General features: G+C 71.7%; 12 protein-coding genes and 1 pseudogene. 4 read left to right on the top strand and 9 right to left on the bottom strand.

Going from position 1 to position 17,502, the window contains the following annotated elements; genetic code table 11:
- Positions 1-198: 198 nt before the first annotated feature.
- The 4 genes from G6039_RS26645 to G6039_RS26660 all read right to left on the bottom strand — a co-directional run bounded on the left by G6039_RS26645 (position 199) and on the right by G6039_RS26660 (position 7,765).
- On the bottom strand, positions 199-639 hold the full coding sequence (locus tag G6039_RS26645) for a hypothetical protein (RefSeq protein WP_006933304.1): 441 nt from the start codon (positions 637-639) through the stop codon (positions 199-201).
- 123 nt (positions 640-762) lie between these two features.
- On the bottom strand, positions 763-4,074 hold the full coding sequence (locus G6039_RS26650; protein ID WP_043800422.1) for an arabinosyltransferase domain-containing protein: 3,312 nt from the start codon (positions 4,072-4,074) through the stop codon (positions 763-765).
- Positions 4,075-4,135: 61 nt separating this feature from the next.
- Complete coding sequence (locus G6039_RS26655; RefSeq protein WP_043800425.1) at positions 4,136-7,387, bottom strand: arabinosyltransferase domain-containing protein; 3,252 nt, start codon at positions 7,385-7,387, stop codon at positions 4,136-4,138.
- A gap of 108 nt (positions 7,388-7,495) precedes the next feature.
- Complete coding sequence (locus G6039_RS26660) at positions 7,496-7,765, bottom strand: helix-turn-helix domain-containing protein (RefSeq protein WP_043800428.1); 270 nt, start codon at positions 7,763-7,765, stop codon at positions 7,496-7,498.
- A 39-nt stretch (positions 7,766-7,804) separates the two neighbouring features.
- Here G6039_RS26660 and map point away from each other — a divergent pair, with 39 nt between their 5' ends.
- The 3 genes from map (at position 7,805) to G6039_RS26675 (ending at position 11,921) form a co-directional block, all read left to right on the top strand.
- Entirely contained in the window at positions 7,805-8,572 is a 768-nt protein-coding gene (gene map / locus G6039_RS26665) for a type I methionyl aminopeptidase (protein ID WP_043800432.1), read from the top strand.
- 72 nt (positions 8,573-8,644) lie between these two features.
- Positions 8,645-11,419, top strand: coding sequence for an FAD-binding and (Fe-S)-binding domain-containing protein (locus tag G6039_RS26670; protein ID WP_043800436.1), 2,775 nt, complete (start codon positions 8,645-8,647; stop codon positions 11,417-11,419).
- A gap of 82 nt (positions 11,420-11,501) precedes the next feature.
- Entirely contained in the window at positions 11,502-11,921 is a 420-nt protein-coding gene (locus G6039_RS26675; RefSeq protein ID WP_043800439.1) for a DoxX family protein, read from the top strand.
- Between the two features lie 60 nt (positions 11,922-11,981).
- Here the strand turns inward: G6039_RS26675 and G6039_RS26680 are convergent, their stop codons facing one another.
- From G6039_RS26680 to G6039_RS26690, 3 genes are read right to left on the bottom strand one after another with little or no spacing between them, the layout of a single operon-like run.
- On the bottom strand, positions 11,982-13,895 hold the full coding sequence (locus G6039_RS26680) for a galactan 5-O-arabinofuranosyltransferase (RefSeq protein WP_043800447.1): 1,914 nt from the start codon (positions 13,893-13,895) through the stop codon (positions 11,982-11,984).
- Between the two features lie 39 nt (positions 13,896-13,934).
- On the bottom strand, positions 13,935-14,732 hold the full coding sequence (locus G6039_RS26685; RefSeq protein WP_043800442.1) for a decaprenylphospho-beta-D-erythro-pentofuranosid-2-ulose 2-reductase: 798 nt from the start codon (positions 14,730-14,732) through the stop codon (positions 13,935-13,937).
- Positions 14,732-16,156, bottom strand: coding sequence for a decaprenylphosphoryl-beta-D-ribose oxidase (locus G6039_RS26690; protein WP_006932747.1), 1,425 nt, complete (start codon positions 16,154-16,156; stop codon positions 14,732-14,734). The genes G6039_RS26685 and G6039_RS26690 overlap by 1 nt, the downstream gene beginning before the upstream one ends.
- A 206-nt stretch (positions 16,157-16,362) precedes the next feature.
- Here G6039_RS26690 and G6039_RS26695 point away from each other — a divergent pair, with 206 nt between their 5' ends.
- Entirely contained in the window at positions 16,363-16,785 is a 423-nt protein-coding gene (locus G6039_RS26695) for a GtrA family protein (protein WP_006932748.1), read from the top strand.
- A 77-nt stretch (positions 16,786-16,862) separates the two neighbouring features.
- On the opposite strand, the gene G6039_RS26700 is transcribed toward G6039_RS26695, so the two are convergent.
- Positions 16,863-17,348 carry a GtrA family protein gene (locus G6039_RS26700; protein WP_029547036.1) on the bottom strand — a complete coding sequence of 162 codons (486 nt, stop codon included), beginning with the start codon at positions 17,346-17,348 and terminating at the stop codon, positions 16,863-16,865.
- Positions 17,345-17,502: pseudogene (locus tag G6039_RS30860) on the bottom strand (dTDP-4-dehydrorhamnose 3,5-epimerase family protein); the annotation flags it as partial. The gene G6039_RS26700 and the pseudogene G6039_RS30860, both read right to left, overlap by 4 nt.

Below are 17,502 nucleotides of genomic sequence, written 5' to 3' on the forward strand. Positions count from 1 at the left end.
CTTGGCGATCGACACCTTCGTCATGCGCATGGCGAAGAACCTAGCCTTCTTCGCCTCTCGTGCTGCTCGACCCACTGACATCTCCCCTGGTCAGGGAGCGTGTCGCATGGACCACCTGAGTCAGCCGTAAGTGACGGTATGTGACATTCGGCCGGGAGACGTGAAGGCGCATGCGGGGGTATTGCGTGCGGGAGTGGGTCAGGGAACGACCCAGCTGCCCGACGCCGAGACCCAGGTCGTGCCGTCCGGGACGGTCACCGTCGCCCGCACCCGTCCGGGGCCGGTCTCGGCTCGACCGCTGAGGACCTGCTCCTCGCCGATCTCGGGGAAGTCCGGTAGTTCGTTCACGCCCGTCGTGCCCGTGTCCTCGTTCACCCACGTGACGAGGCAGAAGCACTTGACGCTTCCACCGAAGTGCGTGACGCCGGGCGTGTTGACGTTGGTGTAGACATTCACGTAGTCGTGGACGAGCGCCTCGGTGGGAGCAGCGGATCCGGTTCCCACGCCGGTCGATCCGACGACCGGTCCCAACGTCGCCGCGTGAACGGTCTGCGCCGATGCGGCCGGCGCGTTCAGCAGCGCCAGGACCACAGCGGATGCGGCCACGGCGGTGGTCCGGGCGGCGAACTTCCTCGACATTCAGGTCCTTTCGTTGCCGGCCGTGCCCGCCGGCCGGATGTCACGTTCGGTCGATCGAAGCGAACCTATGTGACATTCGGCCGGAAGGCACGCGCGGCACGCGGATGGGGCTCGCCGACGGACCTACTCGTATACGCGCAGCGTGCCCGGATTCCACAGGCCGGAGCGCGTGATCGCCTCGGTCTGCGGCTCGGCCGGCACGGCGTTCGGGTAGAACCGCACGTACCGCTCGAGCGAGCCCCAGTCGCGGGCCCAGTCGTTCTCGAGGTACGTGGGGATCTGCTCGGGGCGGGCGAGGGCTTCGGTGAAGCCGAGGGGGCCGCCGTTGTCCGCGGATTGCCAAGTGTCGGTGGAGGATACGGCCAGCGGACGGTCCGGCAGGATGCGGTAGTCCGGCATCTCGGCGATGCCGTAGCGGTGGTCGAACGGGCGCTGGCACGGGAACTGCAGTCCGACCGCCCAGTCGAGCAGCACCGGCTGCTCCGAGCCGATCACGGCGTTGAGCGTGTCGAGCTTCGGCACGCGGGGCGGGGTGAACGCCAGCCACTGGTCGCCGGTGAGGTTGGGATCGTTGGCGACGATGCGGACGGCGTCGGTGTCGGCGGGGAGCTCGGACAGCGGGATCCGCAGGTTCCGCCACGACGGTGCGGGCCCGATGTCGCGCGGCAGGTAGGTGCCCTGCGGCTCCACGGTGCCGTCGGGCAGGCGCCTGCCGTACTCGACGAGCAGCGACTGACCGTAGGTGGTGGCGCCGGTGTCGTCGACGGACCAGATGCGGCCGGCCGCCGAGATGACGACGAGCGGCGCGTCGTCGCTGCGCTCGGGCAGCCCGTACCAGCTCGACGTGAGCAGCGCCGGTTCCTGCACACCCTCCTGGTAGCTGCCGAGCACCGGGGTGACGGCCGGGTCGAGGCCGAAGGGCAGCTTGGCCTCGGAGCCGTTGACGGTGCGGGCGCCGGTGCCGCCCGTGGTGCCGCCGCCGGCGCCGGTCTCGAACGTCGGCCCGACGCTCTGGTTGTCGGTGTTGCCCTGGCCGGGCTTGACCTCCACGTAGTCGGCGGTGAGGTCCGACGGGATGCCGTTGGGGCTGAAGCCCTCGGGGGCGGCGCCGGCGAGGGCGTCGCCGTTCAGCGGCGGGTTGTCCGGGTCGACGATGGGCGCGAGCCGCCCGGAGTTCGGGTCCGATTCGACGAGTACGTCGTTCGCCAGGCCGCACGTCTGGCCGGCGAGCGCGCCGACGTTGGACCGGGCGAGCGAGTACGCCGGGTACTGCGACACCGCGCCCTTGAGCAGCGACAGCACCTCGAAGAGCACCATCGCTCCGGCGACGACGGTCAGGGGCGCCGCCGCGAACTTGCGGATCCGGCGGCCCTTGCGGGTCGTGGGCTTGGGCTGCGGCGGCGCGTAGCCCTCACGCAGGTACTGCCACGCGACGAGCCCGAGAGCGAGCCCGAAGAGGAGCAGGAACAGCGAGCTGGACTGGTTGCCGCTCAGCGAGACGGTCTTGTCGAACCACGGGATGCCGTAGCTCGACACGTACCACCAGCCGTTGATACCCGCGAACGACACGGCCAGCACGAACAGCAGCCCGGCGAGGAAGATGGTGCGGTTGCGCCGCGACCGCAGCGCGCTCGCGGAGACGATGACCGCGGTGAGCGCGGCGAGAGAACCCGCGATGCCCGCGTACGCCCCGAAGTGGTGGGTCCACTTCGTGGGGTTGAACATCATGAAGAAGATCGTGCCGAAGACGATGCCGATCAGCCGCCACGACGGGCCCGTCGCGACGCCGGGGATGCGGCGGCGGCGCAGCAGCACCAGCAGCGACGTGAACAGGCACAGCAGCATGACGAGGAACGCGAACCGGCGCGCGAGCGAGCCGTCGACGGTCTGCACGAACAGGTAGTAGTAGCGGAGGAAGTCGTTCCACCACTCCTCGTTCGGGCCGATGATGGTGCGCACGCGGGTGGCCTCGAGCACCGCGGCGAGGGTCTGGTCGGAGAACACGACGACGAGCACGAGGGTGCCCGCGGCGGCGATCGGTGCGAGCAGCGGCAGCGTCCCGACCTCGCGGTGGCGGCGGACGACGATGCGGGTCATGGGCCGGATGCCGGCGAGCAGCGCGGCCACACACATCAGGCCGGTCGGGGCGGCGGCGAGGGTGAACGCGCCGATCATGACCGCCGTCGCGGCCGGCAACAGCCTGCCGGTGGCGATCGCCCGTTCGATCGAGCACCAGGTCAGCAGCGCGCCGAGCGCGACGATCGGCTCGGGGCGCAGGCCGTTGTTGTAGGGCAGCCAGAAGGCCAGGAACACCAGGCCGCCGGTCCACAGGGCGACGGTGTTGTGCCGGACGGCGCGGCCGAGGCGGGGCACCACCTCGCGGCTGATGACCATCCAGCAGGTGATGCCGGCGAGCAGGGCGGGCAGCCGCATCCAGACGCTGGCGGTGGAGACCTCGGCGAACGCGGCGAGGACGTCGTAGTACCAGCCGAACGGGGCCTCGGGGACGCCGAACCAGCGGAAGTAGTTGGCCATGTAGCCGGAGTGCTCGGAGACCCGGGCCATGGTCAGCAGGTAGCCGTCGTCGGAGGTGTTCGCGCCGAAGAAGTGCCAGCCGGCGAGGGTGCCGACGACGACGGCGTCGACGCCGGTGAACTTCCACCAGTGCGACGGCAGGAAGCGGCGGTGCCCGCGGCCGTCGGTGCCGTCGAGCTTGGCGAGCGCGGCGACCGCCAGCGCGGTCGACAGCGTCGCCAGGATCATCGCGAGGAGCTTGACCAGCGTCGGCGACGACGAGAACCGGGAGTCGACGTCGACGGTCACCGACATGCCGGGAACCGGGGTGTCGAGGTCGCTGAACACGCCGACGACGAGGGGACGCAGGTCGCCGGTCAGCTCACCGGCGCGCGGGTTGCCGTTCTCGTCGCTGAGGCCGACGAACTCCGCGGTGGTGCGGTCGACGTCGGAGAAGATGCTGATCTCGGTGCACGCGGCGGACTCGACGTCGCTGCGCGGGGCGGTGGCCACGACGACGTTGCGGTCGAGGACGTCGACGTTCTCGGCGCCCACTCGCACGAACATCGCGTTGAGCGCGGCGCCCTCACCGCTGGCCGGTGCGGTCGCGAGGAGCAGGCCGCCGCCCGGGGGCATGCCGGCGACGGCGGTGCACGGCACCGTCGCACTCAGCTGCCGCGGCACCTGCGACATGAGTGGCACCTCGACCGGCCCGGTCGAGCCGTTCTGCGGCCACGTGACGGTGGCCTCGGTGACCTTGACGGGCAGGAACGGGGTCGCGACGGCGAGGAGCACACCGAGCAGACCCGCCACCGCGGCGACGAGCCGGGCGGTGCGGTACTGCGCCCGCAGATCCCGGGCAACCGGCGGCCGGGGAACGGCTGCGGAGGGGGCGGGAACTGTGGTCACGTCGTCGGGCACGATTGTCGATGGTATCGGGCGCAGCTGAGTGGACGCACCGTCCCTACCACCGCGTAGGACCCTATTCACGCATTACGGGCACTCCGTCGCGGATCGGTCCGGGCGACCACCAGCCCCAGCGGACGACGTTCTCGGTGGCAATCTCCGCGGTCGTCGCGCCCGGGTCGATGGGCGTGTACCGCTCCAGCGAGCCCCAGTCGCGGTCCCAGTCGTGGTTCAGATAGGTGGGGATCGTCTCGGCGGTGAGCAGCAGCGGTATCCAGCCGAGCGGGCCGCCGCCGATGTCGTCCTGCCAGCCGTTGGTGGAGTCGGCGCCGACCCGGTCGGGCAGGATCCGGTACTCGGGGACCTCGGCGACGCCGTAGCGGTGATCGAACGGACGCTGGCAGGGGAACGCCAGGCCCACCGACCAGTCGAGCAGGACCGGGGCCGTGGAGCCGACGAGGGTGTTCAACGTCTCGAGGCGCGGCATCCGCGGCGGGGTGACGGCCACCCACTGGTCGGGTGCCAGGTTGCCGTCCGTCACCACCAGCCGGACCGCGTCGGCGTCGGCGGGGATCCGGTCGCTCGGCACCCGCAGGTTGCGCCACGACGGGGACGGCCCGATGTCGACGGGCGCGACGCGCGCCAGCGGTTCGACATTCGAATCGCCGCCGGTTCGCCCGAACTCGAGCAGCACGTCCGCGCCCGGGGTGAGGACGCCGTCGGGGTCGACGTAGTGCACGCGGCCGGCGGCGGTGACGACCAGCAGCGGCGTGGCGTCGGTGCGTTGGGGCAGCGCGTACCAGCCGGACTCGAGGTCGGCTTCCTGCTGCGCCCCGGTGCGGTAGCTGCCGAGCACGGGGGTGCGGGCGGGGTCCAGGCCGAACGGCAGCGCGACGGTGCTGTCGTTGATGCCGGCGGCGCCGCGGCCGCCGCCGGTGCCGGCGCCCGTGGAGGTGGTGGTGCCGCCCCCGTCGGTGTCGACGGTGTTGGCGCCGCCCGTGGTGGAGATCTCCTCGTCGGCGGTGAGGTCGAGAGCGACGCCGTTCGGGGTGAAGCCGTCGGCGGCGCCGGCGCCGAGCGCCTCGGCGACGTCGCCGTCTAGGGGGGCCAGCGCGGTGGCGCTGGGGTCGGTCTCGACGAGGACGTCGTCGGCGAGGCCGCAGCTGCTGCCGGTGAGGGCGGCCGCGTTCGACCGGGCGATCGAGTACGCCGGGTACTGCGCGACCGCGCCCTTGACGAGCGAGAGCACCTCGAACAGGACGACGCCCGCGGCGACGACGGTCAGCGGCGCCGAGGCGATCGCCCTGACCCGGCCGTTGCGGTCGGGTTTCGGGGTGGCGAACGGTTCGCGCAGGTGGAACCACGCGGCGATGGCCAGCGCGACGAGGGCCAGCGCGAGCAGGGCGGTGGAGAAGGCGCGTCCGGAGATGGACGGCGGCTTGTCCCACCACGGGATCCCGTAGCTGGAGACGTACCACCAGCCGTTGGAGCCGGTGAACGCCAGCGCCAGCACGAACAGCACCCCGGCGGTGAAGAGGGCGCGGTTGCGCGCGGAGCGGATGCCGACGGCGCCGACGCCGACCGCGGCAAGCGCGGCGACGGACCCGGCCAGTCCGGCGTACACGCCGAAGTGGTGGGTCCACTTGGTCGGGGTGAGCATCATCAGCAGCAGCGACGCGAAGACGATGCCGAGGATGCGGCGCGACGGACCGAGGGCGGTGCCGGGGATGCGGCCCTTGCGCAGGATCAGCATCACGCACACCACCAGGCACAGCAGCATGACGAACACGCCGAAGCGGCGGCTGAGGGAGCCGTCGGGGGAGACGGTCAGCAGCGCGTCCCAGCGCAGCCGTTCGTCGAACCAGGGCACGTTGGGTCCGACGGCGGAACGCACCCGGGTCGCCTCGAGCACCGAGGCGAGGGTCTGGTCGGCGAAGACGACGACGAGGACGACGGTGCCCGCGGCGAGGATGGCAGCCACGGGCGGGAGGACCCCGACGAGCCGGCGGCGACCGGCCAGCCGGACGACGACGGGCCGGGCTCCGGCGACGAGCGCGGCGACCGCGATGAGCCCGGTGGGACCCGCGGCGAGGGAGAAGGCGGCGAGCAGCACGGCGATCGCGGCGGGCAGCATGCGGCCGGTGGCGACGGCGCGTTCGATCGAGCACCAGGTGAGCAGGGCGCCGAGCGCGATGATGGGCTCGGGCCGCAGGCCGTTGTCGTAGGGCAGCCAGAAGGCGAGGAACACCAGGCCCGCCGTCCACAGCGCGATGCGGTTACGGCGGACGGCGACTCCGAGCCGGGGGATGACCTCGCGGCTGATGACCATCCAGCAGGCGACGGCGGCGAGCAGGGCGGGCAGCCGCATCCACACGCTGGCGGTGGAGACCTTCGCGAGCAGGACGAGCACGTCGTAGTACCAGCCGAACGGGGCCTCGGGGACGCCGAACCATCGGTAGTAGTTGGCCATGTAGCCGGCGCCGTCGGAGGCGCGGGCCATGGTGAGGATGTAGCCGTCGTCGGAGGTGTTGGCGCCGATGACGTGCCACAGCAGCAGCGTGCCGACGACGACCGCGTCCACCGCGGTGAACCGCCACCAGTGGGCGGGCAGGACCCGGCGGGCGCGGCGGTTGTCGACGCCGTCGAGCCGGTGCAGCGCCACGAGTGACAGCAGGGTCGCAAGGAGGCAGGCGACCATCGCGACGAGTTTGACCAGCGTCGGGGTGGAGGTGAACCGCGAGTCGAGGGCGGCGCGGACGGACAGCCGCTCGGCGTTCGGGCCGGAGTTGAGGGCCTCCACCGAGCCCTGCAGATCGGAGTAGACCCCGACCATCTGCGGCCGGTGATCGCCGTCGAGCATGGCGACGTGGTGCCCGTCGTCGTGTTGCTCGAGGCCGACGATCTCGGCGGCGGTGCGGTCGGCGTTGGTGGCGACGGTGACGGCTGTGCACCGGTGCTCGTCGTCGATCGGTGCCGACACGACCACCGAGTTGCGCAGCACCACCTCCACGGTGGCGGAGCCGCCGTCGGTGCCGGCGACGGTCCGGATCACGAGGGCGTTCTCGGTGGCGTCGGGGGCGCCCGGCGGCACGGTGGAGACCAGGGTGCCGCCGTCGTCGCCGAGCAGGGGGAAGGCCGAGCACGGCACACTCGCCCGCAGTTCGAGGGGGGTGTAGGAGACGAGGGGCGCCTCGATGTTGGTCAGGTCGGTGCCCTGCGGCCAGCTGACGGTGGCGGCCTCCTGCCGGACCGGCAGGAACGGCACGGCCAGGGCGAGCACCATGCCGAGCAGTCCGGTGACCGTCGCGACGATCCTGGCCGTGCGCACGCGGGCCTTCGTATCGGCGTAAGCGGGCGTTTCGGGCGAAAGGACATCGACGGGCACAAGGATCGATGCTAGGCGAGGGAGGGTGGTGCCGGGGGTGAGCACCTCCGGTCAGGAGGCGGCCCCGTGCTCGACGGGGTCGCCCGCCGCGTCGCCGGCCAGGTCGTCGAGGGAGAGCCCGAGGACCCGGGCGAGCGCGGTGACGGTGAAGAAGGCGGGCGTGGCGATGCGGCCGGTCTCGATCTTCCGGAGTGTCTCGACGGAGATGCCGGCGTCGCCGGCGACCGTTGCCATGCTGGTGGTGCCGCGCGCCGCGCGCAGACGTTCGCCGAGCCGCCGGCCGCGTTCGAGTTGGACGGGGGTCAGCGGTTCGCGCACCATGCCCGTATAGTAATACCGGTATTTCTATTGGGAGGCGACATGGTCGAACTGAAGACGCCCGGCGAGATCGAGGCGATGCGGGCCGCCGGCGCCGTGGTCGCGGACGCGCTCGCGGCCGTGCGGGCCCACGCGGCGATCGGGGTGTCCCTGAAGGAACTCGACGACGTCGCCGCGGCGGTCGTCCGCGACGCCGGCGCGACCTCCCCGTTCCTCGGCTACCACCCCGAGTGGGCTCCGTCGCCGTTCCCCGGAGTCGTGTGCGCGAGCGTCGACGACGGCGTCGTCCACGGCATTCCCGGCGGCTACCGGTTGCGTGACGGCGATCTGGTGAGCATCGACTGCGGGGCCGTGCTCGACGGCTGGTGCGGGGACGCCGCCGTGAGCTTCACCGTCGGCGCCGCCGACCGCGAGGCCCTCGCCCTGATCGCCGCGACGGAGGAGGCCCTCGCGCGCGGCATCGCCGCGGCCGTGCCGGGCAACCGCCTCGGCGACATCGGCGCGGCGATCGGCGGCTACGTCCGCTCCCGCGGCTACGGCATGCTCGCCGACCACGGTGGCCACGGCATCGGCCGCCGCATGCACGAGGACCCGCACGTGCCCAACGAGGGCCGGGCCGGGCGCGGGATGCGGCTGCGGCCCGGGCTGGTGCTGGCCATCGAGCCGATGCTGCACGCCGGGGGCGACGACGCCTACCGGCACGACCCGGACGGGTGGACGCTGCGCACCGCCGACGGCAGCCGGGCCGCGCACTGCGAGCACACCGTCGCGATCACCGAGGACGGACCGGTCGTCCTCACCCAGCGCTGAGGACGTATCGATCCGCGGGTGCGCCGGTCCGACCCGCGACGAAGCGACCCCGGTAGGCACTAGCATCGGCCTATGGCCAGGGCGACGGCGATCGGCGAGGCCCTGCGTGGCGCGGGCATCTCCGACGTGCTCGACGACACCACCACCCGGGCCCTGTACTCGTCCGACGCCTCCCTCTACCGGGTGCCCCCGCAGGCGGTGGTGCGGCCCCGTGAGATCGACGAGGTCGCCACCGTGCTCGAGGTGTGCCGCCGGCACGGCGTTCCGTTCACCTCGCGCGGCGGCGGAACGTCCGTCGCCGGCAACGCCGTCGGCCCCGGCGTCGTGCTCGACTTCAGCCGTCATCTCGGCCGTGTCCTGCAGATCGACCCCGAGGCCCGCACCGCGACGGTGCAGCCCGGCGTCGTCCAGTCCGAACTGCAGCGCGCGGCCGCCCCGTACGGACTGCGCTTCGGGCCCGACCCGTCCACCCACAACCGCTGCACCGTCGGCGGGATGATCGGCAACAACGCCTGCGGTGCCCGCACCCTCGGCTACGGTCGCACCTCCGACAACGTCCTCGGCCTCGAGGTGCTCACCGGCGCGGGCCGGCACCTGTCGCTGCCCGACGACGCCCCCGTCCTGGAATCGCTGCGCCGCCTCGTGCTCGACCACCTCGCCACCATCCGCACCGAGTTCGGCCGGTTCGGCCGGCAGGCGTCCGGCTACGCCCTCGAACACCTGTTGCCGGAGAACGGGTTCGACGTCCTGCGCTTCCTCGTCGGCAGCGAGGGCACGCTCGGCGTCGTCACCGAGGCGACGGTGCGGCTCGTCGCCGATCCCGCGGTGCGCGTCCTGGTGGCCCTCGGCTACACCGACATCGCGACGGCCGGCGACGCCGCGCACGCGCTGCTCGGCTTCACCCCGACCGCGTGCGAGGGGCTCGACTCGCGGATCGTCGACGTGGTGCGCGCGCGGCGCGGCCCGGCGGCGGTGCCGCCGCTGCCGCGCGGGGCGGCGTGGCTGTTCGTCGAACTGTCCGGCGACGACGCCGGCGAGGTGCTCGCCCGGGCGTCGTCTCTCGAACACGCCGTCTCGGCGGTGGATTCGCTGACCGTGACCGATCCGGGGAAGGCCGCGCAACTGTGGCGGATCCGGGAGGACGGGGCCGGGCTGTCCGGGCGCAGCCCCGCCGGGTTGCCCGCCCACTCCGGCTGGGAGGACGCCGCCGTCCCGCCGGAGCGGGTGGGGGAGTACCTGCGCGAGTTCGAGTCGCTGCTGACCCGCTACGGCGTCGCCGGCTATCCGTACGGGCACTTCGCCGACGGCTGCATCCACATCCGCCTCGACGTGCCGCTCGAGATACCCGGGATATTCCGCGAATTCCTCTTCGCGGCAGGAGAACTCGTGGCTTCGTTCGGGGGCTCGATGTCCGGCGAGCACGGCGACGGCCGGGCGCGCAGCGAACTGCTGCCCCTGATGTACTCGCCGACCGCGCTGCGGCTGTTCGGGGCGGTCAAGGCGGTGTTCGACCCCGAGGGCCTGCTCAATCCCGGCGTGCTCGTCGATCCCGTCCCCTCGGATCGGGACCTCAGAGTCCCGGCCGCGCAACGGGTCCAGGACGGCCTGGCGTTCCGGTACACCGGCGACGGCGGCGACTTCACGCAGGCCGTGCACCGCTGCACCGGCGTCGGCAAGTGCCGCGCCGACACCGCCGGCCTCGGTGGGGTGATGTGCCCGTCGTACCTGGCGACGCGGGAGGAGAAGGATTCCACCCGCGGCCGGGCCCGGGTCCTGCAGGAGATGCTCAACGGCACCCTCGTCACCGGATCCTGGCGCTCACCGGAGGTGCACGAGGCGCTCGAACTGTGCCTGGCGTGCAAGGGCTGCGCCTCCGACTGCCCGACCGGTGTGGACATGGCCACCTTCAAATCCGAAGTGCTGCACCAGAGTTACCAGGGCCGCGTGCGTCCCGTCACGCACTACACCCTCGGGCGGCTGCCGCGCTGGGCGGCGCTGGCGAGCCGGGCGCCGCGCGCGGTGAACGCGCTGGGCAAGGTGCCGGGGGTGGCGGCCGCCGGGCTGACCCTCGCCGGAGTGGACCGGCGCCGCCGCGTGCCCGAGTTCGCGCCGCGCACGTTCCGCCGCTGGTTCGCAGACACGGCCGCCGAGCGTCGCACGGACGGCGAGCCCGTCCTGCTGTTCGTCGACACCTTCACCGAGTACTTCACCCCGGAGGTGGCGATCGCCGCGGTGCGGGTGCTCGAGGCCGCAGGCCGACGGGTGTGCGTGACCGACCGGCAACAGTGCTGCGGCCTGACGTGGATCACCACCGGTCAGCTGGATGCCGCCCGGAAGATCTTGGGCCGCACCCTCTCCGCCCTGTTCCCGGCCGGCATGCCGATCGTGGGGCTCGAACCGTCGTGCACCGCGGTCCTGCGCTCCGACGCCGTCGAGCTGCTCGGGTTCGAGCCGGCGCGCGTCGTCGCCGAGTCGACGGTGACGCTGGCCGAGCTGCTCGGCGACTGGGAGCCGCCGTCGCTGTCCGGGACGACGGTGGTGGCCCAGCCGCACTGCCACCACCACGCCGTGATGGGGTGGGGCGCCGACGCCGCGCTGCTGCGCCGGGCCGGCGCGACGGTCACCCGGCTCGGCGGATGCTGCGGTCTCGCCGGCAACTTCGGCGTGGTGCCCGGGCACTACGACGTCTCCGTCGCCGTCGCCGGGCACCAGCTGCTGCCCGCGATCGCCGCCGCGGGCACGGACGACGTCGTGCTCGCCGACGGCTACTCCTGCCGCACCCAGATCGCCGACCTCACCGACCGGCGAGGGGTACACCTCGCGCAGCTGCTCGCGTCCAGGCTGTGAGCCGACGATCCACGGCGATGAGTTTTTCCGGGCCGGCCGGTCAGTCCGTAGCGAGACCACCCCGCGACCCCAGGAGCCCGTCATGATCTCGACCACCACCCGCCCCGCCGAGCGCACCACCGACCGGAAGTTCCGCATCGCCGGCCTCGTGCTCACCGGCCTCGTCGTGCTGTTCCTGCTGTTCGACGTCACGATCCACATCCTCAACGTCGACCAGGCCCGGGAGGCGATGATCGATCTGGGCTTCGACCCGGACCTCAACTACGTCATCGGCGTCGTCCTGCTCGTGTGCCTGGCGCTGTACCTGGTCCCGGTCACGTCGATCCTCGGGGCGGTGCTGCTGACCGGTTACCTCGGCGGCGCAGTGGCGACGAACATGTTGAACGAGATGCCGCTCTTCAGCACCATCCTCTTCCCGGTCTACGTCGGTGTCCTCGTGTGGGCCGGGCTGTACCTGCGCGATCCGGTGGTGCGGTCGGTGATGCCGCTGCGCCGCGCCTGAGCCCCCTCGCAACCGTTGCCGGTCGTCCGCGAACACCGTCGGGTTCGCGGACGACTGCGGCTATCCGGTGCGGGTGACGACGACGAACGGCCCGATCTCCGAGATCGTGAAGCGCGGATCGTCGAACAGCGACTTCGGGTACGTCACCGTGTAGCGGCGCACATTGGGGTCGTTGGGGTACACGTCCTCGGCGAGCCGGAGCGTGTAACCCTCGGCGCCCTGCCGGAACACGATCGCGTCGGGGCCCCGCCACGGCGACTCGTCCCACGCCGCGAGCAGCTCGTCGGCCGTCTCGAGCGACGCCCAGTCCTCGATCGCGGCGGCGCGAGCCTCGAAGTCCGCCAACGGATTCGCGTAGTGCGACGTCAGCGCCTGGAATCCGAGGTAGGGGTGGTAGGCGAGGAAGGTGGTGTCGGCGGTGAGGACGACGATCTCGTCGCGGGGCCGGTCCAGCGCCGCGGTGATCGCCTCGTCCAGCTCGGCGTAGTAGGCGCCGGCGCCGGGCGGACGCTGGTCGGCGCGGTCACCGTCGCCGTCGGTGTCGGTGTAGGCGACGGTGATCTCGCTCGCGAGGACCTGCGGGATGTTCTGGGTGAACGCGACCGCGCCCAGCGCGCCGACCGCGATCAGGGACCACCGCACCCGCTGGTTCTCGCTGGTGGCCAGCACGATCCACCGGGTGAAGTCGACGAATGCGAACGTGCCGGCGGCCGCGAGCAGCACGAGCAGGATCACCTCGAGGCGGAAGGCGAGCAGGGTGTTGCCCAGCGCGGTCAGCGCCATCGACGCCAGGTACCACAGGTACACGGATACAACGCCGAGTCCGAGGGCCTGCGCGCGCCGCGACGACGTGGCCCGTCCGACCAGCCACACCGTGCCGAGCAGGCACAGCAGCCCGATCAGCGAACCGTGGAACATCGGCAGCGGCAGCCGGGCCCCGGTCTCGGGCAGATAGTGCGTCGCGGTGCCGGATCCGGCGGTGGACCCGCCCCGCAGCACCTCGAGCACGAACGGCGCCCACACGATCAGCGCGACGAGTGCCGCGATCGCACCGATCACCACGAACCGCACGAGCACCGGGACCGCGGCGCGCCACGTGCCGGCCGCGCGTCGCGCCAGCACCGCCGCGACGACGGCCATCACGGTGACGGCGAACGCGGCGATGCCCAGGTAGAGCGTGTAGAACGTGGCCGCCAGCCCGAGGAACAGCCCGGTCCCGACGGCGGCTCCGCCGCCCGGTGCGCCCTTTGGGCTGCTCCAGCCGCCCGAAGGACGCACCGGGCGCGACAGTGCCCCCCACGCCATGACGAGGGCGGGCGCGAGCAGCAGCGCGATGACGGCGCCGTACGGCTCGGGGGAGCCGTAGGCGAGGACGACGGCGGTGGTCGCGGTGGCGACCAGCACGGCCAGATCGACCCGCACCAGCGCGGTCCACAACACGAGCGCGCCGACGGCGGCGACGGCCAGCGACACGATCGACCACGGCTTGAACGCCTCCCAGCCGTCCATGCCGAGCAGGTTCGCGAAGCGGCCGCCCACCCAGAACCAGCCGGCGGGATAGAACGGCGGCAGGTCCGCGTACGTCATGTCCCGCAGGGCCGGGGAGTCGGTGAGCCGTGTCAGGTACTCGGTGCGGAACTCCTGGTCGACGGAGATGCCGTGCAGATAGAGCTTCGTCGCGGCCAGCGGCATCCCGAGGGTGACGGTGACCAGGCCCGACAGGCCGGCCCACGACAGCACCCGCGCGAACGGCGTCCACCGTCGCCGCCGGTGCAGCACGACGGAGACGGCGAGCACGGCGAGCGCCCCCACCTGCAGCACCGTCGTGACGGCCTGCGTGACGTTCGACGAGTTGAAGGCGGGCCACTGCACGCGCGCGAACGCGAACAGGCCGACGGCGGCGACGATCGCGGCGACGAGAACCGCAGCGGCCCCCTCGCCGGCGGTGCGGAGCGCACGCCGGAAGGGGGCCACGTCGGAGGAGAGTACGGCTGGGTCGGACACCCCCGCAGCCTAGATCGGCAGCTTTCGGAAGATCGCGCGCGGGACGTGCCGCAGCACCATCATCACGTAGCGGAAGGCGCCCGGAGCCCACACGAGTTCCTTGCCCTTCTCGGACGCGGAGACGGCGAGCTTGGCGACGTCCTCCTTGTTCACCGTCAGCGGGGCTTCCTTCACCCCGGCGGACATGCGGGTGCGGACCTGCCCCGGCCGGATCACCAGGACACGGGGGCCGTACTCGCGCAGCGCCTCGCCGAGCCCGAGGTAGAAGCCGTCGAGACCGGCCTTGGTGGAGCCGTACACGAAGTTGGAGCGGCGCACCCGCTCACCCGCGGCGGAGGACATGGCGATGATGCGGCCGTAGCCCTGCGCCTTCATCTTCTCGCCGACGAGCACGCCGACGGACACGGCCGCGGTGTAGTTGATCTCGGCGATCTGCACGGCCTTGGCCTGGTTCTGCCACAGCTCCTCGGCATCGCCGAGCAGTCCGAACGCGACGATCGCGACGTCGACGTCGCCGGCAGGAGCGGAGCCTGCGGAGCGACCGTTTCCGGCGAGGTCCCAGGCTCGGTCGATCACCTTCGGGTGGCTGCCGGTGTCGAGGGCGTCGAAGTCGATCACGTCGACCTTGGTGGCCCCGGCGGCCTTCACCTGCGCGACGGCGTCGTCGCGCAGCGGGTCGTTCGGCAGCGCCGCGAGGATCACGCGGGCCGGCGCCCTGCGCAGGTACTCCTCGACGATGGCGAGGCCGATCTCGGACGTGCCACCGAGGAGCAGCAGGGTCTGGGGGTTGCCGACGGCGTTGATCATCAGTGGAGTTCCAACCTTCTGGACATATCGGAGGCGAACACGTTGGTGGGATCGACCGAGCGGCGGATCTTGATCCATTCGCCGATGCGCGGGTACATCGCGTGGAACGTCTCGGCGGAGGTGCGCGAATCCTTGGCGGTGTAGAGGCGGCCGCCGAATTCGAGGACGCGGCGGTCGAGTTCGCGGACGAACTCGTTCAGGCCCGCCTTGATGGGGAAGTCGACGCAGATGTTCCACCCCGGGATCGGGAAGCTCAGCGGCGCCTTGTTGCCCGGGCCGAACAGCTTGAAGACGTTGAGGAACGAGTAGTGCCCCGACTTCTGGATGTCGACGATGATCCTCTTGAACTCCTCGACGGCCTCCGTGGGCACCACGAACTGGTACTGCAGGAAGCCGTTCGAACCGTAGGCGCGGTTCCACTCACCGAACATGTCGAGCGGGTGGTAGAACTGCGTCAGATTCTGGACCTTGCCGCGGTAGGTGCCGGACTTGCGGTACCACAGCTCGCCGACGGCGCTGAAGGTGTACTTGTTGGCCAGGCCGTTCGGGAAGATGTCCGGGAACGTCAGCAGCGTCGGCGCGTCGAACTTCAGCGGGTTCTTCTGCAGCTTCTTCGGCAGCTGGTCGAGCTTCGCGAGCGAACCGCGGGAGACCGCCGCGCGGCCGAGCTTCGGCGGCGGTGCGACCGCGTCGAACCAGGCGCTCGAGTAGTCGTAGTTCGCCTCGCTGCCGTCGCTGTGCAGCGCGATCGTCTCGTCGAGGGTGCTGGTGACGTCGCCGTCGGCGATGAAGTACGCCGTCTCGGTGGGCGTCATCTCGATCGTGGCGCGCAGGATGATGCCGGTCAGGCCCATGCCGCCGACCGTCGCCCAGAACAGCTTGGAGTTGCGGCCGTTCGGGGTGAGGGTGCGCACCTGGCCGTCGGCCGTGAGCAGGTCCATCGACCGGACGTGGTTGCCGAAGCTGCCGGCGCTGTGGTGGTTCTTGCCGTGGATGTCCGCGCCGATGGCGCCGCCCACGGTCACCTGCCGGGTGCCCGGCAGCACCGGCACCCACAGGCCGAACGGCAGCGCCGCGCGCATCAACTGGTCCAGGTTGGCGCCCGCGTCGACGGTGACCAGACGCGATTCGCGGTCGATCGTGTGGATCCGGTCCAGCGCCGTCATGTCGACGACGAGCCCGCCCGCGTTCTGCGCAGGGTCACCGTACGAGCGGCCGAGGCCGCGGGCGATGACACCGCGGCGCAGATGCGACGGCTTGGACTCGTTCTGCTCCGCGACCCGGGCGACCGCCTGCGCGATCACCTCGACGTCGGGAGTGGACAGCACCTCCGCGGTGGTCGGGGCGGTGCGCCCCCAGCCGGTCAGAGTGCGGGTCTGGGTGGGGAGCGGCGCGGCGGCCGGCTCTGCAGCTGTCGTGGACATCGCCGTACAGGTTACCCGCCGGTCGCAGCAGCGAGAGTGTGTCGGTGGCGACGTCCCCGCCCCGGCGTCCGGATTGCCGGAACCGTCCCGGTGCGTTCCGTCGCGGAGCGGGGGCGCTCGCGCCGCTCGCATAGGCTGTCGCCGTGTCCGAGCACCCGCAGCACCCGCACTGGCAGACGCAACCGGAGCACCACGCCCCCCTGCCGGTGGAGATCCCCCTCACCGACAGCACCGCCGACGAGGCGCTCGACCTGAAGACGCAGATCGTGCGGTTCGTCCTCACCGGCGGGCTGTCCGCGATCGTGGACTTCGGTCTCTACGTGCTGCTGCTGGCCGTGGGGCTGCACGTCAACGTCGCGAAGTCGCTGTCGTTCGTCGCCGGCACCACCACCGCGTACCTGATCAACCGGCGCTGGACCTTCAGGGCGGAACCGAGCCGGGCCCGGTTCGTCGCGGTGGTGATCCTGTACGCCGTCACCTACGCCGTGCAGGTCGGCATCAACTACGTGCTGTACGACGCGCTGCCCGCCGAGTGGTGGCGCGTGCCGCTCGCGTTCGTCGTCGCGCAGGGCACGGCCACCGTGATCAACTTCGTGGTGCAGCGCGCCGTGATCTTCCGCCTGCGCTGATCGGTCGGCCGTGGGGGGCGAGCGAATGTATCGCTCACCTCCGTGATCCGACGAAATGGTCCATTCGCTCGGGTCGCTCAGTCGTGCTTGGCGCGGCGGAAGGAGAAGTCCCGGTAGCCGAAGAAACTCGCCGTCGCGGTCACGAAGGTGATCACGATCTGCGCGGGGATCGGGGGGAATCCGAGGACGGACACCGCCAGCGTCATGAGCGCGAGGTTCAGCAGGAACGCGCTCAGGTTGACGGTCACGAACCGCCACAGGTCACGCAGGAAGTGACCGCGCACGCGGAACACGAGGTAGCGGTAGGTGGAGAAGGCGCACAGCACATTGGAGGCGTAGCCCGCCACGATCGCGACGTGGTAGCCGAGGGTGTCGCCGACGGCGAGCTGCCACACGATGAACCAAGCGGTGCCCAGCGCGGTGTTGAAGGCCCCCACCAGCAGGAACGCCACGGCCTGGTTCTTGAACAGGCGCATGAGCGGGCCCGGCGCCCCCGACATCCCGCCGGGTGCGCCGGCGGGTTCGGTGACGGGATCGGGGGAGGACACCGGCTGCGCGCTCACCCGAGGTACCGCGGCAGCGACCCGGCCGCGACGGCGTCGGCCAGCGAGGGGGCCGCCCGGTCCTTGTCGGACAGCTGGTGGTGCAGGGGCGCCCCGTCGCGGCCGGTGGTGGGCCAGTCGATGCCGATCTGCGGGTCGAGGGGGTCGATCTCGT

Origin of the sequence: Rhodococcus aetherivorans (assembly GCF_011058165.1) — a bacterium.
GTDB classification, from domain to species: Bacteria; Actinomycetota; Actinomycetes; order Mycobacteriales; family Mycobacteriaceae; genus Rhodococcus; species Rhodococcus aetherivorans.

Coding starts and splice junctions, on each gene's coding strand:
- G6039_RS26645 (WP_006933304.1), bottom strand. CDS start 639: ATGTCGAGGAAGTTCGCCGCCCGGACCACCGCCGTGGCCGCATCCGCT.
- G6039_RS26660 (WP_043800428.1), bottom strand. CDS start 7,765: ATGGTGCGCGAACCGCTGACCCCCGTCCAACTCGAACGCGGCCGGCGG.
- map (WP_043800432.1), top strand. CDS start 7,805: ATGGTCGAACTGAAGACGCCCGGCGAGATCGAGGCGATGCGGGCCGCC.
- G6039_RS26670 (WP_043800436.1), top strand. CDS start 8,645: ATGGCCAGGGCGACGGCGATCGGCGAGGCCCTGCGTGGCGCGGGCATC.
- G6039_RS26675 (WP_043800439.1), top strand. CDS start 11,502: ATGATCTCGACCACCACCCGCCCCGCCGAGCGCACCACCGACCGGAAG.
- G6039_RS26685 (WP_043800442.1), bottom strand. CDS start 14,732: ATGATCAACGCCGTCGGCAACCCCCAGACCCTGCTGCTCCTCGGTGGC.
- G6039_RS26690 (WP_006932747.1), bottom strand. CDS start 16,156: ATGTCCACGACAGCTGCAGAGCCGGCCGCCGCGCCGCTCCCCACCCAG.